This is a genomic window from Streptomyces sp. NPDC034086 (genome assembly GCF_055575515.1).
Genome location: NZ_JBVISM010000001.1, coordinates 509,822 through 531,761 on the forward strand (window position 1 = coordinate 509,822; position 21,940 = coordinate 531,761).

The 21,940-nt window shown below is 73.7% G+C and carries 18 protein-coding genes; 11 read left to right on the forward strand and 7 right to left on the reverse strand.

The features are described from left to right. Nucleotides 1-29: 29 nt before the first annotated feature. Nucleotides 30-3,332, forward strand: coding sequence for a bifunctional lysylphosphatidylglycerol synthetase/lysine--tRNA ligase LysX (lysX, locus tag ACZ514_RS02330; RefSeq protein WP_469123867.1), 3,303 nt, complete (start codon nt 30-32; stop codon nt 3,330-3,332). Between the two features lie 91 nt (nt 3,333-3,423). After that, nucleotides 3,424-4,296, forward strand: coding sequence for a polysaccharide deacetylase family protein (locus ACZ514_RS02335; RefSeq protein ID WP_469123868.1), 873 nt, complete (start codon nt 3,424-3,426; stop codon nt 4,294-4,296). A 97-nt stretch (nt 4,297-4,393) separates the two neighbouring features. On the opposite strand, the gene ACZ514_RS02340 is transcribed toward ACZ514_RS02335, so the two are convergent. Further along, complete coding sequence (locus tag ACZ514_RS02340; RefSeq protein ID WP_468163020.1) at nt 4,394-5,059, reverse strand: class F sortase; 666 nt, start codon at nt 5,057-5,059, stop codon at nt 4,394-4,396. A 353-nt stretch (nt 5,060-5,412) separates the two neighbouring features. On the opposite strand from ACZ514_RS02340, the gene ACZ514_RS02345 reads away from it, so the two are divergent. Then, nucleotides 5,413-5,913 (forward strand): hypothetical protein, encoded by a 501-nt coding sequence (locus ACZ514_RS02345; protein ID WP_468163018.1) that lies wholly within the window; start codon nt 5,413-5,415, stop codon nt 5,911-5,913. A 111-nt stretch (nt 5,914-6,024) separates the two neighbouring features. Here ACZ514_RS02345 and ACZ514_RS02350 read toward each other — a convergent pair whose 3' ends face one another. From ACZ514_RS02350 to ACZ514_RS02360, 3 genes are all read right to left on the reverse strand, one after another. Continuing rightward, nucleotides 6,025-6,717, reverse strand: a complete 693-nt coding sequence (locus tag ACZ514_RS02350; RefSeq protein WP_468163016.1) for a hypothetical protein — start codon at nt 6,715-6,717, stop codon at nt 6,025-6,027. Between the two features lie 189 nt (nt 6,718-6,906). Beyond that, entirely contained in the window at nt 6,907-7,677 is a 771-nt protein-coding gene (locus tag ACZ514_RS02355) for a bestrophin-like domain (RefSeq protein WP_468695160.1), read from the reverse strand. Nucleotides 7,678-7,760: 83 nt separating this feature from the next. Continuing rightward, complete coding sequence (locus ACZ514_RS02360) at nt 7,761-7,886, reverse strand: hypothetical protein (protein ID WP_468163012.1); 126 nt, start codon at nt 7,884-7,886, stop codon at nt 7,761-7,763. A gap of 956 nt (nt 7,887-8,842) precedes the next feature. On the opposite strand from ACZ514_RS02360, the gene ACZ514_RS02365 reads away from it, so the two are divergent. After that, nucleotides 8,843-9,673 (forward strand): SAM-dependent methyltransferase, encoded by an 831-nt coding sequence (locus tag ACZ514_RS02365; RefSeq protein WP_469123869.1) that lies wholly within the window; start codon nt 8,843-8,845, stop codon nt 9,671-9,673. Between the two features lie 209 nt (nt 9,674-9,882). Beyond that, on the forward strand, nt 9,883-12,051 hold the full coding sequence (locus ACZ514_RS02370; RefSeq protein WP_469124182.1) for a putative bifunctional diguanylate cyclase/phosphodiesterase: 2,169 nt from the start codon (nt 9,883-9,885) through the stop codon (nt 12,049-12,051). Between the two features lie 420 nt (nt 12,052-12,471). Here ACZ514_RS02370 and ACZ514_RS02375 read toward each other — a convergent pair whose 3' ends face one another. Continuing rightward, nucleotides 12,472-13,539 carry an FAD-dependent monooxygenase gene (locus ACZ514_RS02375; protein ID WP_469123870.1) on the reverse strand — a complete coding sequence of 356 codons (1,068 nt, stop codon included), beginning with the start codon at nt 13,537-13,539 and terminating at the stop codon, nt 12,472-12,474. A gap of 123 nt (nt 13,540-13,662) precedes the next feature. Between ACZ514_RS02375 and ACZ514_RS02380 the strand changes: the two genes are divergently transcribed. Next, entirely contained in the window at nt 13,663-14,322 is a 660-nt protein-coding gene (locus tag ACZ514_RS02380) for a TetR/AcrR family transcriptional regulator (RefSeq protein ID WP_468695156.1), read from the forward strand. A gap of 50 nt (nt 14,323-14,372) precedes the next feature. Next, nucleotides 14,373-15,881: a class I adenylate-forming enzyme family protein gene (locus ACZ514_RS02385; RefSeq protein ID WP_469123871.1), complete on the forward strand. Its 1,509-nt coding sequence runs from the start codon at nt 14,373-14,375 to the stop codon at nt 15,879-15,881. Between the two features lie 42 nt (nt 15,882-15,923). On the opposite strand, the gene ACZ514_RS02390 is transcribed toward ACZ514_RS02385, so the two are convergent. Together ACZ514_RS02390 and ACZ514_RS02395 are read right to left on the reverse strand one after the other, a co-directional pair. Then, complete coding sequence (locus tag ACZ514_RS02390) at nt 15,924-16,466, reverse strand: GNAT family N-acetyltransferase (protein WP_468163002.1); 543 nt, start codon at nt 16,464-16,466, stop codon at nt 15,924-15,926. Nucleotides 16,467-16,673: 207 nt separating this feature from the next. After that, complete coding sequence (locus tag ACZ514_RS02395) at nt 16,674-17,552, reverse strand: LysR family transcriptional regulator (protein WP_468163000.1); 879 nt, start codon at nt 17,550-17,552, stop codon at nt 16,674-16,676. A 94-nt stretch (nt 17,553-17,646) separates the two neighbouring features. Between ACZ514_RS02395 and ACZ514_RS02400 the strand changes: the two genes are divergently transcribed. The 4 genes from ACZ514_RS02400 to ACZ514_RS02415 all read left to right on the forward strand — a co-directional run bounded on the left by ACZ514_RS02400 (nt 17,647) and on the right by ACZ514_RS02415 (nt 21,934). Continuing rightward, entirely contained in the window at nt 17,647-18,351 is a 705-nt protein-coding gene (locus tag ACZ514_RS02400) for a succinate dehydrogenase (RefSeq protein ID WP_469123872.1), read from the forward strand. Nucleotides 18,352-18,353: 2 nt separating this feature from the next. Next, nucleotides 18,354-20,315, forward strand: a complete 1,962-nt coding sequence (locus ACZ514_RS02405) for a fumarate reductase/succinate dehydrogenase flavoprotein subunit (RefSeq protein ID WP_468162996.1) — start codon at nt 18,354-18,356, stop codon at nt 20,313-20,315. Beyond that, nucleotides 20,312-21,052: a succinate dehydrogenase/fumarate reductase iron-sulfur subunit gene (locus ACZ514_RS02410; protein WP_469123873.1), complete on the forward strand. Its 741-nt coding sequence runs from the start codon at nt 20,312-20,314 to the stop codon at nt 21,050-21,052. The genes ACZ514_RS02405 and ACZ514_RS02410 overlap by 4 nt, the downstream gene beginning before the upstream one ends. Nucleotides 21,053-21,268: 216 nt before the next feature. Then, a complete protein-coding gene (locus tag ACZ514_RS02415; RefSeq protein ID WP_468162994.1) occupies nt 21,269-21,934 on the forward strand; it encodes a hypothetical protein in 666 nt (221 codons plus the stop codon). Nucleotides 21,935-21,940 lie beyond the last annotated feature (6 nt).

A 21,940-nucleotide genomic window follows, 5' to 3' on the forward strand; every position in this document is an offset into this window, starting at 1 on the left:
CGGGCGCGGCCCTCCCTACAGTGCCAAGCATGAGTGCCACGCCGGAGGAGACCCGCGGGACCCGCGACCGCTTCCCGCACCGGGTCCCGGACGCCTTCGGGGCGTTCTTCGGGTCGCTCGGGCTGGTGTGCGCGCTGCTGGCGCTGTCCCCGACGCTGCGCAGGCTCCTGCGGCCCGTGGTCCGCTTCCTCGACGACTTCGTGGTTCCGGTCAGCGCGAACCTCGCGTACGCCGTCTTCCTCTTCCTCCTCGCCGCCGCCCTCGGCACCCGCAAGAAGATCGCCTGGTGGATCGTCGTCACCTACCTGGCGCTGCTGGTCCTGGTCGACCTGCTGATCATCGCCGACGGGGACTTCTGGGTCGGCGGTCCCTCGATGGTGCTGGCGGTGGCCGCGCTCGGCGTCCTGGTGGCCGCCCGCGGTGAGTTCTCCGCGGCCTCGCGCCCCGGCGCCGTCTGGCGGGCCATGCTCGTGCTCGGTCTCGGGCTGCTCGGTGCCGTTCTCCTCGGCTGGGCCCTCGTCGCACTGTTCCCCGGGACCCTGCCGAAGGGCCAGTGGCTGGACTGGGCCGCCAAGCAGGTCTTCGGCGGACTCTTCTCCGACCGGCAGTTCGACGGCCGCCCGGCCCGCCCGCTGTCCTTCCTGCTCGGCCTCTTCGGCGCCCTCGCCCTGCTGAACGCGGCCTCGACCCTGTTCCGCTCCCAGCGGCTCACCGCCGCCCTGCACGGGGACGAGGAGCTCCGGATCCGGGCCCTCCTGGGCGCGTACGGACGGGCCGACTCGCTCGGCTACTTCGCCACCCGGCGCGACAAGGCCGTCGTGTTCGCCCCGAACGGCAAGGCCGCCGTCACCTACCGCGTCGAGGCCGGCGTCTGCCTGGCCAGCGGGGACCCGGTCGGCGACCCCGGCGCCTGGACCCCCGCCATCGACGCCTGGCTGGCCGTGGCCCGCCGCTACGGCTGGCAGCCGGCCGTGATGGGCGCTTCCGAGGACGGGGCGACCGCGTACGCCCGCTCCGGACTGAGCGCCCTCCAGCTCGGCGACGAGGCGATCCTGCACGTGGCCCGCTTCGACCTCGACGGCCGTGACATGCGGGTCACCCGGCAGGCCGTCAACCGCGTCCGGCGGACCGGTGCCACCACCGTGATCCGCCGCCACTCGGCCCTCACCGAGGAGGAGATGCGGACCATCGTCGACCGGGCCGACCACTGGCGGGACACCGAGACCGAGCGCGGCTTCTCCATGGCCCTGGACCGGCTCGGCGACCCCGCGGACGGAGACTGCCTGCTGGTCGAGGCCCTCGACGCCGACGGCGAGCTGATCGCCCTGCTGTCCTTCGTCCCCTGGGGCGGGGACGGCATCTCCCTCGATCTGATGCGCCGCGACCGCTCCGCCCCCAACGGGGTCATGGAGTTCATGGTGGCCGAGCTGTGCGCGGCCGCCCCCGGCCTCGGCGTGCGCCGGATCTCCCTCAACTTCGCCGTGTTCCGCGCCGCCTTCGAGGAGGGCGGGCGGATCGGTGCGGGACCGGTGCTGAAGCTGTGGCGCCGGCTGCTGCTGTTCTTCTCCCGCTGGTGGCAGCTGGAGGCCCTGTACCGCTCCAACGTCAAGTACGGCCCCGAGTGGTACCCGAGGTTCCTCTGCTACCAGGACGCCGGCTCGCTCGCCCGGGTCAGCCTCGCCTCGGGCATCGCCGAGGGCTTCGTCTCCGTACCGAGCATGCGCAAACTGTGGGGCAACGGCCACGCCAAGGGGCTCACCGCCCCCGCCAACACCGCCGGACTGCCCTCCATCGACTCCCTGGGCCTCGGCCCCGTGGGGCAGGACGGCGAACGGGCCCCGGCGGAACGGCTGCCCGAGCAGGTCCGGGTGCGCCACGCCAAGCTGGACCGGATCCGGGCCGCCGGAACCGACCCCTACCCGGTCGGGATCCCGCAGCGCACCCACACGGCCGCCGCGCTGAGGGCCGCGCACCCGGGCCGGACCCCCGGCGGCCGCACCGGCGAGCGGGTCACCCTCGCCGGGCGGGTGATGGTCGTACGGGACCTCGGAGGCGTCGTCTTCGCCGTGCTGCGCGACTGGACCGGCGACGCCCAGCTGATGTTCACCCGTGACGAGTCCGGCCCCGACGTGCTGGACGCCTTCACCTCCCAGGTCGACTTCGGCGACCACGTGGTGGCCACCGGCGAGGTCGGCGCGAGCCGCAGCGGGGAGCCCTCCGTGGTGGTCGGCGCCTGGCAGCTCACCGGCAAGTGCCTGCGCCCCCTCCCCGACAAGCGCAAGGGCCTGGCCGACCCGGAGGCCCGGGTGCGGCGCCGCTACCTCGACCTGGTCGCCAGCCCCGCCGCGCGGGACGTCGTACGGGCCCGCTCCAGCGCGGTGCAGGCCCTGCGCCAGGGGCTGCTGGAGCGCGGCTACCTGGAGGTCGAGACGCCGATGCTCCAGCAGATCCACGGCGGGGCCAACGCCCGGCCGTTCCGCACCCACATCAACGCCTACGACCTCGGCCTCTACCTGCGCATCGCGCCCGAGCTGTACCTCAAACGGCTGTGCGTGGGCGGCATGGAGAAGGTCTTCGAGATGGGCCGCACCTTCCGCAACGAGGGCGTCTCCCACAAGCACAACCCCGAGTTCACGATGCTCGAGGCCTACCAGGCCTTCGCCGACTACGACGTGATGCTCGACCTCACCCGGGAGCTGATCCAGGGCGCGGCGACGGCCGCCTTCGGCTCGCCGGTCGCCCACAGGGCCGGCCCGGACGGCGCGCTCGCCGTCCACGACATCTCCGGGCCCTGGCCGGTCAAGACGATGTACGGGGCCATCAGCGAGGCGCTCGGCGAGGAGGTCGACGCCGACACGGAGGAACACGTGCTGCGCGCCCTGTGCGACCGGGCGCGCGTACCGCACGCACCCGGGGACACCCGGGGCGCCGTGGTGCTGGAGATGTACGAGCGGCTGGTGGAGGAGCGGACCCAACTGCCCACCTTCTACAAGGACTTCCCGACCGAGGTGTCCCCGCTGACCCGGCAGCACCGCAAGGACCCCCGGCTGGCCGAGCGCTGGGACCTGGTGGCCTTCGGCACCGAACTGGGCACCGCCTACTCGGAGCTGACCGACCCCGTCGAACAGCGCCGCCGGCTGACCGCCCAGTCGCTGCTGGCGGCGGGCGGCGACCCGGAGGCGATGGAACTCGACAACGACTTCCTCGACGCCCTGGAGTACGCGATGCCGCCCACCGGCGGGCTGGGCATCGGCGTCGACCGGCTCGTCATGTTCCTCACGGGGCTGACGATCCGCGAGACGCTGCCGTTCCCCCTGGTCCGGCAGGGCTGACCAGCGGGGCTGCTGGTCCGAGGGGGTGACGGCAGCGGGGCGCGTCCGCGCCTCTCGACATCTTCCGCGACGTCGTTGATACGTAGTAATAATGAAAAATGACGAGCCGACAGTGGGACGACGCGTGCTCCTGCGCACCGCCGTCTTCCTCGGAATCGCCGCCGCCTCCGGACTGCTCAGTGCCGGCGAGGACGGCCCCGGGGGCGGGGCCACGGCCGGCGCCCCGGGCGGGCCGGCCCCCGGCGCACCCGCGCCCGGAGCACCCGGGCTGCGCCCCGAAGGGCCCCCGGACAAGTCGTACCGGCTGCGGCCCATGACCGCCGAGGCCCCCGCCCGGCCCTCCGTCGCCAGGCCCGCCGTGCGGACCCGGCCCATCCTGGAGCTGCCGGCCGACGCGAGCGGGGGCACCGCCATGGTGCTCACCTTCGACGACGGCCCCGACCCCCGCTACACCCCGGCCGTCCTCGACACCCTCGCCCGGTACGGGGTCCGCGCGATGTTCTTCGTCTGCGGGGAGATGGCCGCCGAGAACCGTGACCTGCTGCGCAGGATGGCCGCCGAGGGGCACGTCATCGGCAACCACACCTGGACGCACCCGCTCATCCCCACGCTCGGCCGGTCCGCCCTCGAAGCCGAGATCGGGCGCACCAGCGAGGTCGTCCAGCAGGCCGTGGGGCAGGCCCCGCTGTGGTTCCGGGCGCCGTACGGGGCGTGGAACCGGGCCGCCTTCGAGATCGGCGCCGAGCTCGGCATGGAGCCCTTCGCCTGGACCCTGGACACCCTCGACTGGAAGGAGCCGGGGAGCGCCACCATCATCTCCAGGGTGCTCTCGGGCGCGGCGCCGGGGGTGATCGTCCTGAACCACGACGCCGGCGGCGACCGATCGCAGACCGTCCGGGCGCTGGAGGCGTACCTGCCGCAACTGCTCGGACGCGGCTACCGGATGACGCTGCCGACCCGCTGAGGGCCGGACGCGCCGCGGCCCCGGCGGTCCGCGGCCCCGCGGCCCCGCGGAGCGCGGGGCCGCGGGGCGCCGGTGTTGGTGCTGGTGAATCGTTCCGTCAGCGGGCCGCCACCATCCGGGCGAAGACGACCACGTTGCCGTCGTAGCCCTTGGCCTTGGAGTAGCTGCCCCCGCAGGTGATCACGCGCAGCTCCGGATGGCCGGTGTCCCCGTACACCCGCGAGCCGGGGAAGGCCTCCTTGGAGAACACCTCCACCCCGTACACCTCGAAGACGGCGGTCCGCCCGTCGTAGCGCTCCACCTCGATGCGGCTGCCGTGCCTGAGCGAACCGAGCCCGTAGAAGACCGCCGGGCCCTGCGCGTTGTCCACGTGGCCCACGATCACCGCGGAGCCCTGCTGGCCCGGCGAGATGCCGTTGAGGTACCAGCCCGCCAGGTTGCGGTCCTGGGGCGGCGGGGCGTCGATGTAGCCCTGCGCGTCCAGCCCGACCGTCATCACCGGCGCGTCCACGTTGATCGTGGGAATGCGGACGCGCTGGACCGACGAGTGCTCCAGCACCTCCACGTCCGCCGGCGGAGTGGGCGCCGCGGCCGGCAGGTGGTCCGCGCGCGCGGCGACCGCCGCCGCGGCGGCGGGCTGCGGCGGCCCGCCCTCGGCGTTCGCCCCGTTCCTGATCATGGCGAGGCCGCTGAGCATGACCAGCGCGAGCACTCCCCAGGGGGAGCGTCTCCTCGGCCGCTGCTCGTACTCGTCCTCGGTCATGGCTCTCCCTTCCCGACGCGGGGGTCCCGACCCGCGTTCCAGTCCCTCCCCGGTACGCCCTTCTTCACGCACGCTAAGGGTGCACGCCCGGGACGGCGATCGGGGAAGGGACGAACGGGTGGTGCGTCCGGTCGGGGTGCGTCCATCCAGGTATTCGTCACATAAATGACTGACGGCTCATGACCTGCGGATCCGTCAGATGATCTTCATGCGCTCCGGCGTGTCGCTCAACCGGGCGGCCCAAAGACGGAAATGCGCTGGTTGCGCCGTGCCCCGAGGGTTCGTGATGGGAGGCGTTCTCGTCGATCTGCCCGGGCCACCGCTCCGGGGCGCTTCCCGCTGGAGGTTCCACCATGCGTGTTCTGCGCGCTCTCACCGTGACCGCCGGCGCCTGCGCCGCGATCGGTCTCAGTGCCCCGTTCGCCGGCGCGAACCCGCCGCAGGGCGGCGGCAACGGGCCCAGCAACGTCACCGTCAACCCGTACTCCGTGCACCAGGGCTCCTCGATGCAGGTCAGCGCCGCGGGCTGCGGCCACGGCGGCACGGTCTGGTCGAACGGCAACTTTCCGCAGACCAACCTGTCGGCCGGCTCCATCGGCTTCGCGACCGTCCGCATCTTCAACCACGCCTCGCCCGGCAACCACACGCTGTCGGTCAAGTGCCACGACAACAGCCTGGTCGCCACGCACCGGTTCACGATCCTGCCGGGCAACGGGGCGCAGGGCGGCCTCGGCGGGTCCATCGGCCCGTCCACCGCCGAGACGGCCATCGGCGCCGGGCTCGTCGGCATCGCGGCGATCGGCGCGGGCGCGCACGTGATCCGCCGCCGCCGTCCGGTCGGCTCCCGGGGCTGACGCGCCCGCGAGCCGCGGCCAACGGGCCGCCCCGGGTCAGCGACCCGGGGCGACCGGCGGTTCCGCGGGCGGCGGGGCGGTGGCGCTTGCGGGGAGGGGCGCGGTGCGGGCTCAGTGGCCGCGGGCCGGCCGGCGCCGGCGCAGGACGTACGCCGTTCCGCCCGCGGCGGCCAGGAACAGCGCGGCCCCCGCCCCCAGTTCCACGACGTCCGTCCCGGCCACGCTGCCGCCGAGACCGCCCCGCACCCCGAGGGTGGCCGCGGCGCTGCGGGAGGTCTCGGCGGAGCCGCGCGCGGTGGGCGCAATCCGTGCGGCCGGGGCGGTGCGGACGGGGGTGCGGGTGGTGCGCACCGGGGTGGGGGTGGTGGTGCGCGGGCGGACACCGGTGGTGGTGCCCGCGGTGGGGGTGGGCCGGACGCCGGTGGTGGAGCTGGTGGTGGGCGTCGTGGTACCGCCGGCGATGGTGAGGTCGGCGGAGCCGTTCTCCCCGTTGCAGGTGAAGGTGACGGAGTACAGGGCTCCGCGCCGGGCGTCGCGGTCCACGGTGACCCGGGCGGTCTGCCCGCGCGCGATGCTCACGGTGTCGAAGACGCCGGACGAGGCGGTGGCGTACGCGGCCTCGCAGCCGGTGACGGAGAGCACCACCTGGCCGCCGGGGGCGACCGTGGAGGGAGCGACGGCGAAGCCGAAGGAGGTGACCGGCGCGGCCTCGGCCGCCACCGCGGCGGGCATGCCGAACGCGCCGAGCGCGAGGAAGGCGCCGGCGCTGAGCAGGACGGTGGCGGAGCCGCGTATCGCACCCATGGTGGGTCCTCCGGATCCCCGAGGAGCAGTCGCGCAGCGTTTCCGCACGTGGGGGGTCGTGCACCTCGATGTCCGCCACGCTAGGCGCCGGTCCGGTGGCCCGCGATCAGGAACGGGCGAATGGGGCACGGCCCTGGGCCGAACCGGCGACGGGAGCCCGCTCCCGGTTTCGCGGGAGCGGGGGGCGCGTCAGTGTTCGAGTCCCAGGTGCGGGAACTGGGCGAGGAAGGGCTCGGCGGTGGCGGAGATCCCGCGCCCGAAGGGCGCGTCGAAGTCCCAGATGAGGAAGAGCAGGAAGGCGATCAGCGCGCTGAACAGGCCGGCCAGCAGCAGCTCGCGGAAGGAACGGCGGATCTGCAGGGTGAAGATGAGACCCACCGTCACCAGGGCACCGGCGATCAGCCCGAACCAGACCACGCCGGGCATGGTGGCGCCGGCGCTCTGGCCGCGCGAGTTGCGGGCGTCGTCCACGAGCGCGACCTGGTCGACCAGCGGCTGGTACGCCTGCCCCTCGTGGTCGGTGCGCGGCTCGTAGTCGGTGACGTCCCTGCGGATCGTCTCCAGCAGCTCCCCGCTGCGCTCGGTGATGACGCCGCTGTCGGCCATCTTCCGCCATTCCGTCTCGACGACGTAGGTCACGTACGCGTCGACGTCGGAGCGGATCTTCGCGCGCACCTCGGCCGGGTAGACCTGGGAGCGGGCGCTGATCTCGTGGAGGGCCTGGGATTCCTGGCGCACGTACTCCTGGGCGGCTCCGCGGGCCTCCCAGACGCCCGCGATGGCCAGGCCCAGGACGATCGCGTAGATCACCCCGATCATCATCGTCATGTACTCGATGACGTCCGGGGTTTCGTTCGGATCGTCGTCCTCGCCGATCCTGCGGTGGTTGAAGAAGGCGATGGACAGCACCACGGCGCAGGCCGCGGCCATCGCGAGGGACAGGACGAGCCATTCCGACAAGACGACTCCCAATCGGTGGGCGGTGGGCGGTGAGCGGTGAGCGGTGGGCGAGCGGGCCAGTGAGCGGCTGGGCGGTGCGCGGTCTAACGCGGGCGCAGCGCGACGATCGCGAGCACGGCCGGGGCGGCGGTCATGAGGGTGAAGGTGACCGGTGAGATGTGGTGCTCCACCGGCTTGCGGGCGCGGGTGTGGTACGCGGGACGGGCCACCGGCCGGGGTGTGGGGGCCGGAGTCGTCGCCGGCGGCGGTGCCGGCGGCTCGGGCGCGGGCTTCGGCGGTGGCGGGGCGGGTAGGGCGCGCACCGGCGGCGGCGGTGGCGGTGGTGGCGGCGGCTTGGGTGCCGGCGGCGGCTTCGGAGCGGGCGCGGGCGGCGCGGGCGGCGTGGGGGCCGGCGCGGGCGGCGCGGGCGGCGTGGGGGCCGGCTCGGGCGGCGGTGGCGGCGTGGGGGCCGGCTCGGGCGGCGGTGGCGGAGGGGTGGGCTTTGGCGGTGGCGGCTTCGGGGGCGGAGTGGGCGGCGGCGGGGGCGGCGGCGTGGGGGTCGGCTTGGGCGGGCAGGGCGGGGGCGGGGGCGGGCAGTGGTGCGTGCCCGCATGGCCCTCGCCGCGGTGGCCGCAGGCGTGGCCGTGGCCGTGACCGCCGTGATGTCCGCCACCCCGGCCGGCCCCGGCACCGCCGCTGCCCGCGAAGGCGTACAGCTCGACGGCGGGGCCGCCGTCCGCGGCGCCGATCGTCGCGTAGGCACAGCTATCGGCCACGGCCGGCGTGGCGGAGAGCGCCGCCCACAGCAGGACCGGGACCGTCAGCAGGCGTCTGGCACAGGCTCTGTTCACTGGGGGAGCATGGGCCCGCGCGCGCCCGCGCACGCGAGGGGCGGAGGCGGTTCGCCTGATCGAGTGGAGCATGGAGCGTAGAGGTTTGAGCCAGATTCCGATCGCTTCTGATCGTTCGCAGTCGAAATCTCAAATGGTATTTGTCGGTTTCTTCTTCGCCGGTGGCGGGGGCCGCACGTGCCTTTGGTGTGTGACCAAGAACGGACCGCCAATTTCCGCTTTTGCTCGCCCTGTTGGGAAATGATCAGTACATTCGGCTCGGACAGCAGTCCGACCACCGTCCCACCCCCGGACGGACCCGCCCGACCATGGCACGACGAGGCTTGGAGACCCTGATGGAACGCCCCGCCTGGGCCCCGCCGGGCATCGACATATCGGTGCCCAGTGTGTCCCGCATCTACGATTACTACCTGGGCGGCTCCCACAATTTCGAGGTCGACCGGCGGGCCGCCCGCCGCGCCATGGAGTTCATGCCGGGCCTGCCCAAGATCATGCAGGCCAACCGGGCGTTCATGCGCCGCGCCGTCCGCCACGCCGTGGCCGAGGGCATCACCCAGTTCCTCGACATCGGCTCCGGCATCCCGACCTTCGGCAACGTCCACGAGATCGCCCGCGCCGCCAGCCCCGAGGCCCGCGTGGTCTACGTGGACCACGACCCGGTGGCCGTCGCCCACAGCCGCGCCGTCCTGGCCGGGGACGACCGCACCGGCGTCGTCCCCGCCGACCTGCGCAAGCCGCAGGACATCCTCGGCTCGCCCGAGGTGGGCCGACTGCTGGACCTCGAACGGCCCGTCGCCCTGCTGCTCGTCGCCGTCCTGCACTTCCTGGAGGACACCGACCAGCCGTACGACTCCGTCGCCGAACTGCGCGACGCGCTCGCCCCGGGCAGCCTGCTGATCCTGACCCACGCCTCCTACGAGGGCATCCCGCTCACCGAGGAGGTCGCGGGCGGAGCCGTCGGCGTCTACCGGGACATCCGCAACCCGCTGGTCATGCGCAGCCACGAGCAGATCAGCGGCTTCTTCGACGGGTTCGAGCTGCTGGATCCCGGCCTGGTGTCCATGCCCGACTGGCGCCCCGAACGCATCGGGCCGCTCGAGGACGGCGAGGAGCCCGAGGACCCGTACGCGTTCTCGGGCTACGGCGGCGTGGGACGCAAGGCGTGAGACTCCCCGCTCCGACGCCGCCGCCCGCCGGCCCCCGCCCCGCCGGCCGTGCACCCGTCAGCCCCGGCCCGGCCGGCCCCGGCCCGCTCGCCCCCGGTCCGGCCGGCCCCGGGCCCGGCGGAGCGGCGTCCGCAGGGCGGCAGGGGTCCGCGCAGGGCCGTCCCGCGGACGCCGCCCGGCCGGCCGGCCCGCAGGAGGGCCGGGCGCCGCTGCGCGAGCCGCACAGCGGGCTGGAGGACCGCATCGCCCGCTTCGCCACCATCTGGGGCCGGGCCATCTTCCCCGTCACCGCCACGTCCCTGACCCGCCCCGAGTTCGAACAGCACCTCGTGCCGCTCGCCCGGACCCTGACCGAGGCCCTGCACGCCCGTCCCTTCGACGCCTCCGTCGCCCAGCGCGTGGGCGCCGAGCTCGTCGCCGTGCACTGCACCGACCCGGAGGCGCTCGCCGGCACCCTCGGGGTGGTCGAGTCCTACCTGGTGCTCTACTGCGGCCCCGACGGCGCCGGCGCCGACAGCACCGAGGAGTACCGGTCCCGCTGCGCCCGGCTCCAGCACGGCATCGCCGCCGGCTTCGCCCGCGCCCTGCGCGAGCGCACCCTGCGCGAGCAGGAAGCCATCGCCCGTTCCGCGCTGACGGCCCGCAGCGACGCCCAGCAGGCCCTGCACGCCAGCGAGGAACGCTTCCGGGCGGTCTTCGAGGGAGCGGCCGTCGGCATCGGCATCGCCGACCTGGAGGGCAACGTCCTCGAGGTCAACGACGCCCTGCTGAAGATGTTCGGCGGCCTGGAGGGCCACGTTCGCAGCCGGAACGTCAGCGAATGGGGCCACCCGGACGACACCCCGCACGTCTGGCGGATGTACGGGGAACTCGTACGCGGGGAACGCGAGCACTACCGCGTCGAGAAGCCCTACTACCGGCACGACGGCACCGTGCTGTGGACCAACCTGACGGTGTCCCTGCTGCGCGACGCCGACGGCGTGCCCCAGTACCAGCTGGCCCTGATGGAGGACACCACCGAACGCCGGCTCCTCAACCTCCGGCTGCGCTACGAGGCCACCCACGACGCCCTCACCGGGCTGCCCAACCGGACGCTCTTCTTCGAGCGGCTGGAGAAGGCGCTCGGAGGGCCGCCCGGCAGCCGCTTCGGTCTGTGCTACCTGGACCTCGACGGCTTCAAGGCGGTCAACGACAGCCTCGGCCACTCGGCGGGGGACCGGCTGCTGGTGGAGGTCGCCGACCGGCTGCAGAGCTGCGCCACCGGCCCCGGCGAGGTCGTGGCCCGCCTCGGCGGCGACGAGTTCGTCGCCCTCACCACGGGCCCCGCCGCCGGCACGGACGAGGAACCCGGCGACAAGGTGACCGACCTGGCGGTGCGCATCCTGTCGGCGCTGTCCACCCCCATCCGGCTGGAGGGCCGGGAACTGTCGGTGCGCGGCAGCATCGGCATCGTCGAGGGCCGCGCGGGGGAGCGCACCCCGGCGGAGGTGCTGCGCAGCGCGGACATCACCATGTACCGGGCCAAGGCGGCCGGCGGCAACCGCTTCGAGTTCGCCGATGCGGAGGCGGACGCCCGGGCCATCACCCGGCACGGCCTGACCAACGCCCTGCCGGCGGCGCTGGAACGCGGCGAGTTCTTCATCGAGTACCAGCCCCTGGTGCACATGCACGACGGCAGCGTCCACGGCGCGGAGGCGCTGGTGCGCTGGTCACACCCCCAGTACGGGGTACTCGGCCCGGACCGTTTCATCCCGCTCGCCGAACGGACCGGGCTGATCGTGCCGCTCGGCCGCTGGGTGCTGGAGGAGTCCGTCCGCCAGGCCCGCAACTGGCAGCGCCAGCACGGCGGGGCCGCCCTGCGCGTCAACGTCAACCTCTCGCCCACCCAGCTCCACCATCCCGGTCTGGTCGCCGACACCGTCCGCGTGCTGGAGACCTTCGGGCTGGCTCCGGGCGCCCTGTGCCTGGAGGTCACCGAATCGGCGCTGATCGGCGCCGACGACGAACTCCTCGAGCCGCTGCGCCGGCTCGCCGCGCTCGGCGTTGACATCGCCCTCGACGACTTCGGCACCGGCTACTCGAACCTGGCCAATCTGCGCCGCCTCCCGGTCAGCGTCCTGAAACTGGACCGCTCCTTCACGCAGGGGATGCAGCAGCAGCCGGCCAACCCCGTCGACGTCAAGATCGTGGAGGGCATCGTCGCCCTGGCCCACAGCCTCGAACTGGCGGTCACGGTGGAGGGCGTGGAGACCGGCGTCCAGGCGGCCCAGCTCCGTGCCCTCGGCTGCGACACCGCCCAGGGCTGGTACTACGCCCGCCCCGGAGCCCCGGACCGGATCCACGCCCTCACCCTCTCGGACGCCGTCCCCACCCCCTGATCCGGGCCCCCGCCCGTCCCGGACCTCCAGGCCGGGCCCGTCCCGGACCTCCCGGCCGGGGGATGTCGCCGGGCCCGCCGGGCCCTCCGGTCCAGCCGGGTCCGCCGGGCGCGGCCGGGGCTGCGCCCGGCGGACCCCGCACCCGGTGCACCCGGCCGGGGTTGCACCCGGCCGGGGTTGCAGTCGTCCGGAGCTGCGTCCGCCATGGTCCGCCGCCCGAACGGCAGGGCCCCGGGACGGTGGATCCGGTGCCCGACCCCGGGTCCCGCGCCCGGTCCGGCGGGACCAGCCGGCCCCGAGCCGGTGCCATAGGCCGGGACGGCCAGGCGGGCCATGAGCCGGGGCCGCGTGCCGGGATGGCCTTGCCGGGCGGGAGCCGGCGCCGCGCCGGGGCGGCCGGGTGGGGAGGGCCCGCCCGGATCAGCCCATGCCGGCCTCCGTTCCCCGGCCGGGCTCGCGGACCGCGGCCACGACCCGCCGGTGTCGCTCGGAGGCGTCCGCCAGCAGCCGCGCGGCCGCGGGCAGCCGCTCGGCTTCGTACACGTCGAGCACCTGTGTCCCGGCTTCCCCGGTGAGGGCCGCGCCCAGGGTCCGGCCGAGAGCCACCGCGTCCTGGATGCCGGTGTTCATTCCGAGCCCGCCGGCCACCGAGTGGACATGGGCGGCGTCTCCGGCGAGGAAGGCCCGGCCCTCGCGCAGCCGGGTGGCCATGCGCACGTTGACCCGCCAGGTGGAGAGCCAGGTCGCCCGGGCCAGCCGTATGCCCTCCATCCGGGCGTGCCGGTCGAAGAGCCGCTGGAAGCCCTCCAGTGACGGCGGCGCCGGCGTGCCGTCCTCGTCGAACTCCGGGGAGGCCTGGAGCTGGAACGACGGGGTCCCCGCTATCGGACAGAGCATCATGGCCCCGCCGTCCGAGGTGAACCACTGGTGCCAGCGGTCGCGGCTCAGGCCCGGGGCCTCCACGTCTCCGATCACCATCAGCTGGACCTCGTCCGTGGTCCCTTCGAAGGGGATGCCGAGGAGCTTGCGGGTCGTGCTGTGCCCGCCGTCGCATCCGGCGAGGTACCCGGCGCGGACCGAGCGGCCGTCCGCCAGTCGTGCGGTGAGCCCCTCCGCGTCCTGGTCGATCCCGGTGACCCGGGCGTCGTACTCGACGCGGACGCCGAGGGCCGAGAGGTGCTCGCGCAGGATCCCCTCGATCTGCCACTGGCCGATGAAGAGTCCGCCTCCGGAGGGGCTGTCGTTCACGTACGCGCCGTCGAAGTACTTGCGCAGCACCAGCCCCCGGACGCCCGCCGCGGACATCCGCTCGCCGAGGCCGAGTCCGGCGAAGACCTCGAGGCTTTCCGGGCTGAGGACCTTGCCGCGGGATTCGCGGTGCGGGCCGGGCCGCTGGTCGAGCACGCGGACCGGGATGCCCCGACGGGTCAGATCGCAGGCAAGGGTGAGCCCGGTGGGGCCGGAGCCCACGATCAGTACGGCGGTCATCGCGATGTCCTCTCGTCCTTCGGTGCCCGCAGGGGCCGATGACTCAAGGAAAGCGCGACCGGGGCAGAAATGCAACCCGGTTACGAAATTGACCTGGTTGTTTTTTCGTGCCACGCTGGAGGCATGGAAAAGACGACCGGTGCGCCCACGGGGCTGCGCGAGAGCAAGAAACTGCGGACGAAGAACCAGCTGGCGGCCACCGCGCTCGAGCTCTTCCTCGAGCGCGGCTTCGACGCCGTGTCCGTGGCCGACGTCGCCGCCGCGGCAGAGGTCTCCAAACCCACCCTGTTCCGGTACTTTCCGAGCAAGGAGGACCTGGTGCTCGACCGGTTCGCCGACCATCAGGACGAGGCGGCGCGCATCGTGCGCGACCGTCCGGCCGGCCTGAGCCCGGTCCGGGCGGTCCGCGAGCACTTCCTGAGCGCCCTCGCCGAACGGGACCCGATCACCGGCCTCTGCGACCACCCGAACGTCCTCGCGTTCCAGGAACTGCTGTACTCGACCGCCAGCCTCGAGACCCGGCTCGCCCACTACACGGCGCGCGAGGTGGAACTGCTCGCGGCGGTCCTGGAAGCCGAATCGATCGCCCCGTTCAGCGCGCGGCTGGCCGCCCGGCACCTGGTGACCGTCCGACAGGAGCTGGGCCGGGAGAACTGGCAGCGGCTCTCGGCGGGCCAGAGCGCGGACGAGGCCTACCCGGCCGCCGTCGCCGAAGCCGACCGTGCCTTCGCCATGCTGGCCGACGGACTCGACCGGACCCTCGGGCCCCTCATACCCTCCTGACGCCGGCGCACGGGATCGCCGGTGACGCGAATCGCGAGGCGGGAGTGCGCATGGGCGCCAGGTATGTCACCGAGCTGATCGGGGCGTTGGAGCGGTACGGGGACCGGCCCGCGATCGGGGCCGGGGCGGGGTCGGCCGTCCTGCGGTTCTCCGAAGTGCTGGACGCGGTGTACCGGCTGGCCGGGGCGTTGGACGAGGCCGGCGTCCGGCGGGGCGCGGGGCTGGCCTGCGTGACGGGCGGCAACCGGCCGGAGGCCCTCCTGGTGCGGCTCGCGGCGCACGTCCTGGGCGCGCGGCTCACCCAGGTCGTGGGCGGTCCGGCCGTGCACGGCGTGGACTTCATCCTCCGGGACTGCCGGCCGGCCCTGGTGGTGCACGACGTGCCGGTGCCGGAGACCGGCGCGTCGCGGCTCCGCCTGGACCGGCTGCTCGCTGTGGCGGCCGAACGGCAGGCCGCCGAAGTGCCGGTACGCGCGAGGGAGGAGGACCTCGCCCGGGTGATGTACACCGGCGGGACCACGGGCCGACCGAAGGGTGTGGCCTCGACCTTCGGCGCGCTGGCCGCGCGGGACGGCGGCCGCGGGGCCCGGTGGACCGAGTCGGTGTACCTCTCGGTCACCACCCTCGCCCAGCGCTCCGGCGGGCGGTGCCTGGAGCAGCTCCGGACCGGCGGCCGGGTGGAGATCCTCGATCCCTTCGGGCCGCGGGAGTTCGCGGCCGCCTGCCGGCGCCTGGGACGCGTGTCCACGTACCTGACGCCGCCCATGCTCTACCGGCTGCTGGACGACCCGGCGACCGCCCAGGGGATTCCGGGACTCGAGGCGGTCTCGTACGGAGCGTCACCCGTCCTCCCCGCGCGTCTGGGCGAGGCGGTGACCCGATGGGGCGTGAAGTGGCGGCAGGGCTACGGGATGAACGAGGCGGGCGTGATCTGCCGGCTCACGCCCGCCGACCACGACGCGGCGGTGGCCGGTCGCCCGGAGCTGCTGGCGTCGGTGGGCCGGCCCGCGTCCGGGGTGGAGATCCAGGTGCGGCACGAGCGGGGCGAGGTACTGCCCGCCGGACACGAGGGAGAGGTATGGGTCCGCTCGGAAACGGTGATGGCCGGCTACTGGAACCAGCCTGACCTGACGGCCGAAGTCCTGCGCGACGGGTGGCTGCGCACCGGGGACGTCGGGCACGTCGGCGAGGGCGGGTACCTCTACCTGGACGACCGGGTCAAGGACATCGTCATCGTCAACGGGGCCAACATCTACTGCCTGCCCGTCGAAGCCTCCCTCGTACGGCACCCCGCCGTGGCGCAGGCGGTGGTGGTCGGACGGCCCAGCCCGGTCACCGGCGAGGAGCTGTGCGCCTTCCTGGTCCCGGTCCCCGGCCATGAGCCGAGCGGGACGTCCGCGGCCGAGGCCTGTGATCTGGTCGAGCGGGAGTTCGCCCCGGCGCACCGGCCGACCGCCGTGTTCTGGGAACGGGAGATCCCGCTGACCGACCGGGGCAAGCCCGACAAACAGCGCCTGCGACAGCGCGCCGCGACCGCGTCGTCCCCGCCACCCGCATGACCCGAGGGGACACGGGGAAGGGTCCCGCCGCGCCCCGCCGGCCTAGCCCCGCGCGTGCTGCTTCCATTCGTGGACGAGGAGCCCGAGCAACACCTCGTCCAGGAACTCGCCCAGCACCCAGGCCGAGGAGCGCAGCACGCCCTCGCGTACGAAACCGTTGCGCTCGGCGGACCGCAGCATCGCGGCATTGTCCGACAGCGTCTCGATCTGCAGCCGGTGCAGGCCGCGCACGACGAAGCCGTAGTGGCACAGCACCGCGACCACGTCGGTCCCGTAGCCCTTGCCCCGGCAGGACGGAAGCAGCCCGAGCCCGATGTGCGCGGACCGGCTGTGGTCGTCGATGCCCCACAGCGTCGCGGTGCCGGCCAGGGTGCCGCCTTCCAGCTCCACCACGGAGAACTGGACGCTTCCCTCCCTCGTGTCGTCCACCACGAGCCGCGGATCCTTCGAGCCGGGCGTGATCGGCCGCCACGGCCCGCTCTCGGCCCGCGAGGAGTTGACCACGTCGTCGTAGAGCTCGGCCCGCAGGACCGGGATGTCATCCTCGTGCCGGGCCCTCAGCCCGACCTTGCCGCCTCTGAGCATGCGAGCTTCCTATCCGGCCGGACCGGCAGGCGGCAAACCATTAACCGCCGCCGAACCGATGTTCCGGGGCAGCCGCGTAGCCACCGGCCGCCGCGCGCATGCCGTCGGCCACCCGCCACCGTCCGCCGCGCGGGCCGTCCGCCGCGCGGGCCGTCCGCCGCGCGGGCCGTCCGCCGTCCGCCATCCGACGTCCGCCGGGAGGCCGACTCAGCCCAGCAGGATCCGCTTCAGTTCCCGGGCCGCCCGCGGCGGCGCGACGTCCGTACGGTGGGCCAGGGCGATGGTGCGGCGCAGCGGGGAGCCGGCCAGAGGGGTGGCGCGCAGGCCCGGGCCGGCGTGGTCCACGACCATGGCCGGGACCACCGCGATGCCCAGCCCGGCGCGTACGAAGCCCAGCACCGCGTCCATCTCCCCGCCCTCCACGGTGAACACCGGCTCGAAACCCGCCGCCCGGCACGCCCCCACCGTCAGGTCCCGCAGGTCGTAGCCGTGGCGGAACATCACCATCGGCTCCTCGCGCAGGTCGGCGATGGTCAGCTTCCCGCCGCCCGCCGGGGGCGGCAGATCCGCGGACGACACCACCACCAGGTCCTCGGTCAGCAGCTCCACCGTGGTCAGGGCGGGCGCCGACGGCGGCAGCGGCAGCGCGATCAGGGCCAGGTCCAGGACCCCGCGCGCGAGTGCGCGTACGAGGTCCAGCGAGCCGCTCTCCTCGATCAGCAGCTCGATGCCCGGGTGGGCCGTGTGGAAGGCGCGCAGCACGGCCGGCAGCAGGCCCGTGCACACGCTCGGGGTCGCCCCGAGCCGTACCCGGCCCCGCCGCAGCTGCGCCAGCTCCTGCACCTCCAGCCGGGCCGTGTCCGCGTCCGCCAGGATCCGCCGCGCCAGCGGCAGCAGGGCCTCGCCCGCGTCGGTGAGCGCGATGTTGCCGCGGGCCCGGCTGAACAGCTCGGCGCCCAGCTCCCGCTCCAGCGCCTTGATCTGCTGGGACAGCGACGGCTGGGCCACGTGCTCCCGTTCGGCGGCGCGCGTGAAGTGGCGGGTCTCGGCGACGGCGACGAAGTAGACGAGCTGCTGGAACTGCATCCTCCCAGGCTATCGCGCCGCATAGGCTGTGACTATCGAGATCAGCTCCACCATGTCTTGGACCTCTCGGGTCCCACGTCCTTACGGTCATGCCATGGCTCTGGCAACGCGGACGGCACGACGGCCGTCCACCACGCGCACGCTCTGGGACTCCACCGTCGGCAAGAAGTCCGTGATGGCCGCATCAGGCCTGGTCATGCTCGGCTACCTCGTCGTGCACATGCTCGGCAACCTCAAGATCTTCTTCGGGGCGGACGAGTTCAACGGCTACGCCCACTGGCTGCGCACCCTCGGCTCCCCCTTCCTGCACCACGAGTGGGCCCTGTGGATCGTCCGCGTGATCCTGGTCGCGGCCGTCGTCGCCCATGCCGTCTGCGCCTACCAGCTCAGCCGCCGCGACATCAGGGCGCGCCCCGTCAAGTACGCCCGCAAGCGCCGCCGGGCCGGCTACGCCACCCGCACCATGCGCTGGGGCGGCGTCATCCTCGGCCTCTTCATCGGCTGGCACCTCCTCGACCTGACCACGCTCACCGTCAACGAACGCGCCTGGGCCGGCCACCCGTACGAGAACGTCCTCTCGACCTTCTCCACCTGGTACGGCAACACCCTCTACATCGTGGCGATGGCCGCACTCGGCCTGCACGTGCGCCACGGCTTCTGGAGCGCCGCCCAGACCCTCGGCGCGGGCAACGCCCGGCGCGACCGGGCGCTGAAGTCCCTGGCCAACGCCCTGGCCCTCGTCCTCTTCGCGGGCTTCGTGTCCGTGCCCGTCGCCGTCATGACCGGAGTGGTGAGCTGACCATGAGCACCGAGTACGCCGCCTACACCACCGGCGCCCCCGTCCGCGACACCAAAGCCCCCGAAGGCCCGATCGCCGAACGCTGGGACCGCCGCCGCTTCGAGGCGAAGCTGGTCAACCCGGCCAACCGCCGCAAGCACACCGTGATCGTCGTCGGCACCGGCCTGGCGGGCGGTGCCGCCGGCGCGACCCTCGCCGAGCAGGGCTACCACGTGGTTCAGTTCTGCTTCAGCGATTCCCCGCGCCGCGCCCACTCCATCGCCGCCCAGGGCGGCATCAACGCCGCCAAGAACTACCGCAACGACGGGGACTCCGTACACCGCCTCTTCTACGACACCGTCAAGGGCGGCGACTTCCGCGCCCGCGAGTCCAACGTCCACCGCCTCGCCCAGATCTCCGTCGAGATCATCGACCAGTGCGTGGCCCAGGGCGTCCCCTTCGCCCGCGAGTACGGCGGCCTCCTCGACACCCGCTCCTTCGGCGGCGTCCAGGTCTCCCGCACCTTCTACGCCCGCGGCCAGACCGGCCAGCAGCTGCTGCTCGGCGCCTACCAGGCACTGTCCCGGCAGATCGCCGCCGGCAACGTGGAGATGCACGCCCGTACCGAGATGCTCGACCTGATCACCGTCGACGGGGTGGCGCGCGGCATCGTCGCCCGCGACCTGATCACCGGCAGGATCGACACGTACTACGCGGACGCGGTGGTCCTGGCCAGCGGGGGCTACGGCAACGTCTTCTACCTCTCCACCAACGCCATGAACTCCAACGCGACCGCCGTCTGGCGGGCGCACCGGCGCGGCGCGCACTTCGCCAACCCCTGCTTCACCCAGATCCACCCCACCTGCATCCCGCGCACCGGCGACCACCAGTCCAAGCTCACCCTGATGAGCGAGTCCCTGCGCAACGACGGCCGTATCTGGGTCCCCAAGGCCAAGGGCGACACCCGCCCCGCCGCCGAGATCCCCGAGGCCGAACGCGACTACTACCTGGAGCGGATCTACCCCTCCTTCGGCAACCTCGTCCCGCGCGACATCGCCTCCCGCGCCGCGAAGAACGTCTGCGACGAGGGCCGCGGCGTCGGCCCCGGCGGCCAGGGCGTCTACCTCGACTTCGCCGACGCCATCCGCCGCATGGGCCGGGACAAGGTCGCCGAGAAGTACGGCAACCTCTTCGAGATGTACGAGCGGATCACCGCGGAGGACCCGTACGAGGTCCCGATGCGGATCTACCCGGCCGTCCACTACACGATGGGCGGACTGTGGGTCGACTACGACCTCCAGACCACCGTTCCCGGCCTGTTCGCGATCGGCGAGGCCAACTTCTCCGACCACGGCGCGAACCGCCTCGGCGCCTCCGCCCTGATGCAGGGCCTCGGCGACGGCTACTTCGTCCTGCCCTCCACCATCAGCGACTACCTCGCCCGCCGCCCCGCCGGGGAAGGCACCGGCGCGGTCGACGACACCCACCCCGAGGCGCGGGAAGCCGTACGGGAGACCCGCGAGCGGCTCGAACGGCTGCTGGCCGTCGACGGCGACCGCACGCCCGACTCCTTCCACCGGGAGATCGGCGAACTCATGTGGGAGTACTGCGGGATGGCCCGCACCGGGGAAGGCCTGCGCAAGGCCCTCGCCCGCATCCCCGAGATCCGCGAGGAGTTCTGGCGGCGGATCAAGGTCCCCGGCAGCGGTGAGGAGTTCAACCAGTCGCTGGAGAAGGCCAACCGCATCGTCGACTACCTCGAACTCGCCGAGCTGATGTGCCTCGACGCCCTCCACCGCGCCGAGTCCTGCGGCGGCCACTTCCGCGAGGAGTCCCAGACCCCGGACGGCGAAGCCGCCCGCCGCGACGAGGAATTCGGCTACGTCGCCGCCTGGGAGTACGCCGGTACCGGCGTCGCGCCCGTCCTGCACAAGGAAGACCTCGTCTTCGAGTACGTCCACCCCACCCAGCGGAGCTACGCATGAAGCTCACCCTGCGCGTCTGGCGCCAGCAGAACGCCGACGCCCCCGGCGCCATGGCCTCCTACGAGGTCGACGGCATTTCGAAGGACATGTCCTTCCTCGAGATGCTCGACACCCTCAACGAGGACCTCATCCTGCGCGGCGAGGAGCCGGTCGCCTTCGACCACGACTGCCGCGAGGGCATCTGCGGCGCGTGCAGCCTCGTCATCAACGGCGATGCCCACGGCCCCGAACGGACCACCACCTGCCAGCTCCACATGCGGTCCTTCGACGACGGCGACACCATCGACGTCGAACCGTGGCGCGCCTCGGCGTTCCCCGTGGTCAAGGACCTCGTGGTGGACCGCAGCGCCTTCGACCGCATCATCCAGGCCGGCGGCTACATCACCGCGCCGACCGGTTCCGCCCCCGAGGCGCACGCCACGGCCGTGCCCAAGCCCGCCGCCGACCACGCCTTCGAGCACGCCGAGTGCATCGGCTGCGGCGCGTGCGTGGCGGCCTGCCCCAACGGCTCCGCGATGCTGTTCACCTCCGCCAAGATCAACCACCTGAACGTGCTCCCGCAGGGCTCGCCCGAGCGGGAGACGCGGGTGCTGGACATGGTGGCGCAGATGGACGGCGAGGGGTTCGGAGGCTGCACCCTGACCGGGGAATGCGCGACGGCCTGTCCCAAGGGCATCCCGCTGCCGTCGATCGCCGCGATGAACAAGGAGTGGCTGCGGGCGCTGCGCAAGGCCTGACGCGCCCGGCCCCCGCCCCGCGCCCCGGCCCCGGCCCCGGCCCCGCGCCCCGGCCCGGCAGCGGCGCGTCCCCTCCGTCCCGTCCCCGGCCCTCCGCCCGGTCCCAACCCCGGCCTGGGCCGATCGGCTGACCCGATCCGCCGACCGGGCGCTCGTACGGGCCGTACGCCGCGCCGCGCACGGGCCCGGTCCGCCCGGTGGGGTTCAGTGGGCCCCATGCCCCACGCCCCCGCCGGGTCCGGACCGCGCCGCCGCACCGCGCTGGCCGCCGCCCTCGCCTGCCTGGCGCCGGCCGGCTGCACCGCGCACGACACCGCCACCCGCCACAGGACGCCCCGCCCCGGCCCGGGCGGGCAGGCCCCCGCCAAGGACGCCCTCGTGATGGTGATCCGGCACGCGGAGAAGCCCTACGCCGGAGCCACCGGCGAGGACGACGAGGGCAACGAGGACCCCGGCTTCCTCGCCGGACGGGGCCGCCGCCGCGCCGACGAGCTGCCCCGGCTCTTCGGCCCCGCCCACAGTGCCCGGCTGCCCCGGCCGGCCGCGCTGTTCGCGACCGGCGGACCGGAATCCGCCCCCGCCCGGTGCAGGCAGACCCTGGCGCCCCTCGCCGCCGCCCTGCGGGTCCCCGTGAACGCGCGGTACGCCCTCGGAGCCGAAACGGACCTGGCCCGGGCCGCGTTGCGGGCCCGGACACCCGTACTCGTGTGCTGGGAGCCCGCCGGCATCCCGCGCCTGGTCCGCGCGCTCGGCGCCCACCGGGTCCTCGGCGTACCCGCCGCCTGGCCCGACCGCTACGACCTCGTCTGGACCCTGACCCGCACCCGCGGCGCATGGGCCTTCCGCGAACTGCCGCAGGACCTCCTCCCCGGAGACGCCTGACCCGCC

Bases quoted from the DNA above. Each gene is read 5' to 3' on its own strand.
- ACZ514_RS02415 (WP_468162994.1), top strand. From the start codon at position 21,269: ATGCCCCACGCCCCCGCCGGGTCCGGACCGCGCCGCCGCACCGCGCTG.
- ACZ514_RS02400 (WP_469123872.1), top strand. From the start codon at position 17,647: ATGGCTCTGGCAACGCGGACGGCACGACGGCCGTCCACCACGCGCACG.
- ACZ514_RS02405 (WP_468162996.1), top strand. From the start codon at position 18,354: ATGAGCACCGAGTACGCCGCCTACACCACCGGCGCCCCCGTCCGCGAC.
- ACZ514_RS02395 (WP_468163000.1), bottom strand. From the start codon at position 17,552: ATGCAGTTCCAGCAGCTCGTCTACTTCGTCGCCGTCGCCGAGACCCGC.
- ACZ514_RS02340 (WP_468163020.1), bottom strand. From the start codon at position 5,059: ATGACCGAGGACGAGTACGAGCAGCGGCCGAGGAGACGCTCCCCCTGG.
- ACZ514_RS02410 (WP_469123873.1), top strand. From the start codon at position 20,312: ATGAAGCTCACCCTGCGCGTCTGGCGCCAGCAGAACGCCGACGCCCCC.
- ACZ514_RS02335 (WP_469123868.1), top strand. From the start codon at position 3,424: ATGAAAAATGACGAGCCGACAGTGGGACGACGCGTGCTCCTGCGCACC.
- ACZ514_RS02350 (WP_468163016.1), bottom strand. From the start codon at position 6,717: ATGGGTGCGATACGCGGCTCCGCCACCGTCCTGCTCAGCGCCGGCGCC.
- ACZ514_RS02385 (WP_469123871.1), top strand. From the start codon at position 14,373: ATGGGCGCCAGGTATGTCACCGAGCTGATCGGGGCGTTGGAGCGGTAC.
- ACZ514_RS02375 (WP_469123870.1), bottom strand. From the start codon at position 13,539: ATGACCGCCGTACTGATCGTGGGCTCCGGCCCCACCGGGCTCACCCTT.
- ACZ514_RS02380 (WP_468695156.1), top strand. From the start codon at position 13,663: ATGGAAAAGACGACCGGTGCGCCCACGGGGCTGCGCGAGAGCAAGAAA.
- lysX (WP_469123867.1), top strand. From the start codon at position 30: ATGAGTGCCACGCCGGAGGAGACCCGCGGGACCCGCGACCGCTTCCCG.
- ACZ514_RS02390 (WP_468163002.1), bottom strand. From the start codon at position 16,466: ATGCTCAGAGGCGGCAAGGTCGGGCTGAGGGCCCGGCACGAGGATGAC.
- ACZ514_RS02345 (WP_468163018.1), top strand. From the start codon at position 5,413: ATGCGTGTTCTGCGCGCTCTCACCGTGACCGCCGGCGCCTGCGCCGCG.
- ACZ514_RS02365 (WP_469123869.1), top strand. From the start codon at position 8,843: ATGGAACGCCCCGCCTGGGCCCCGCCGGGCATCGACATATCGGTGCCC.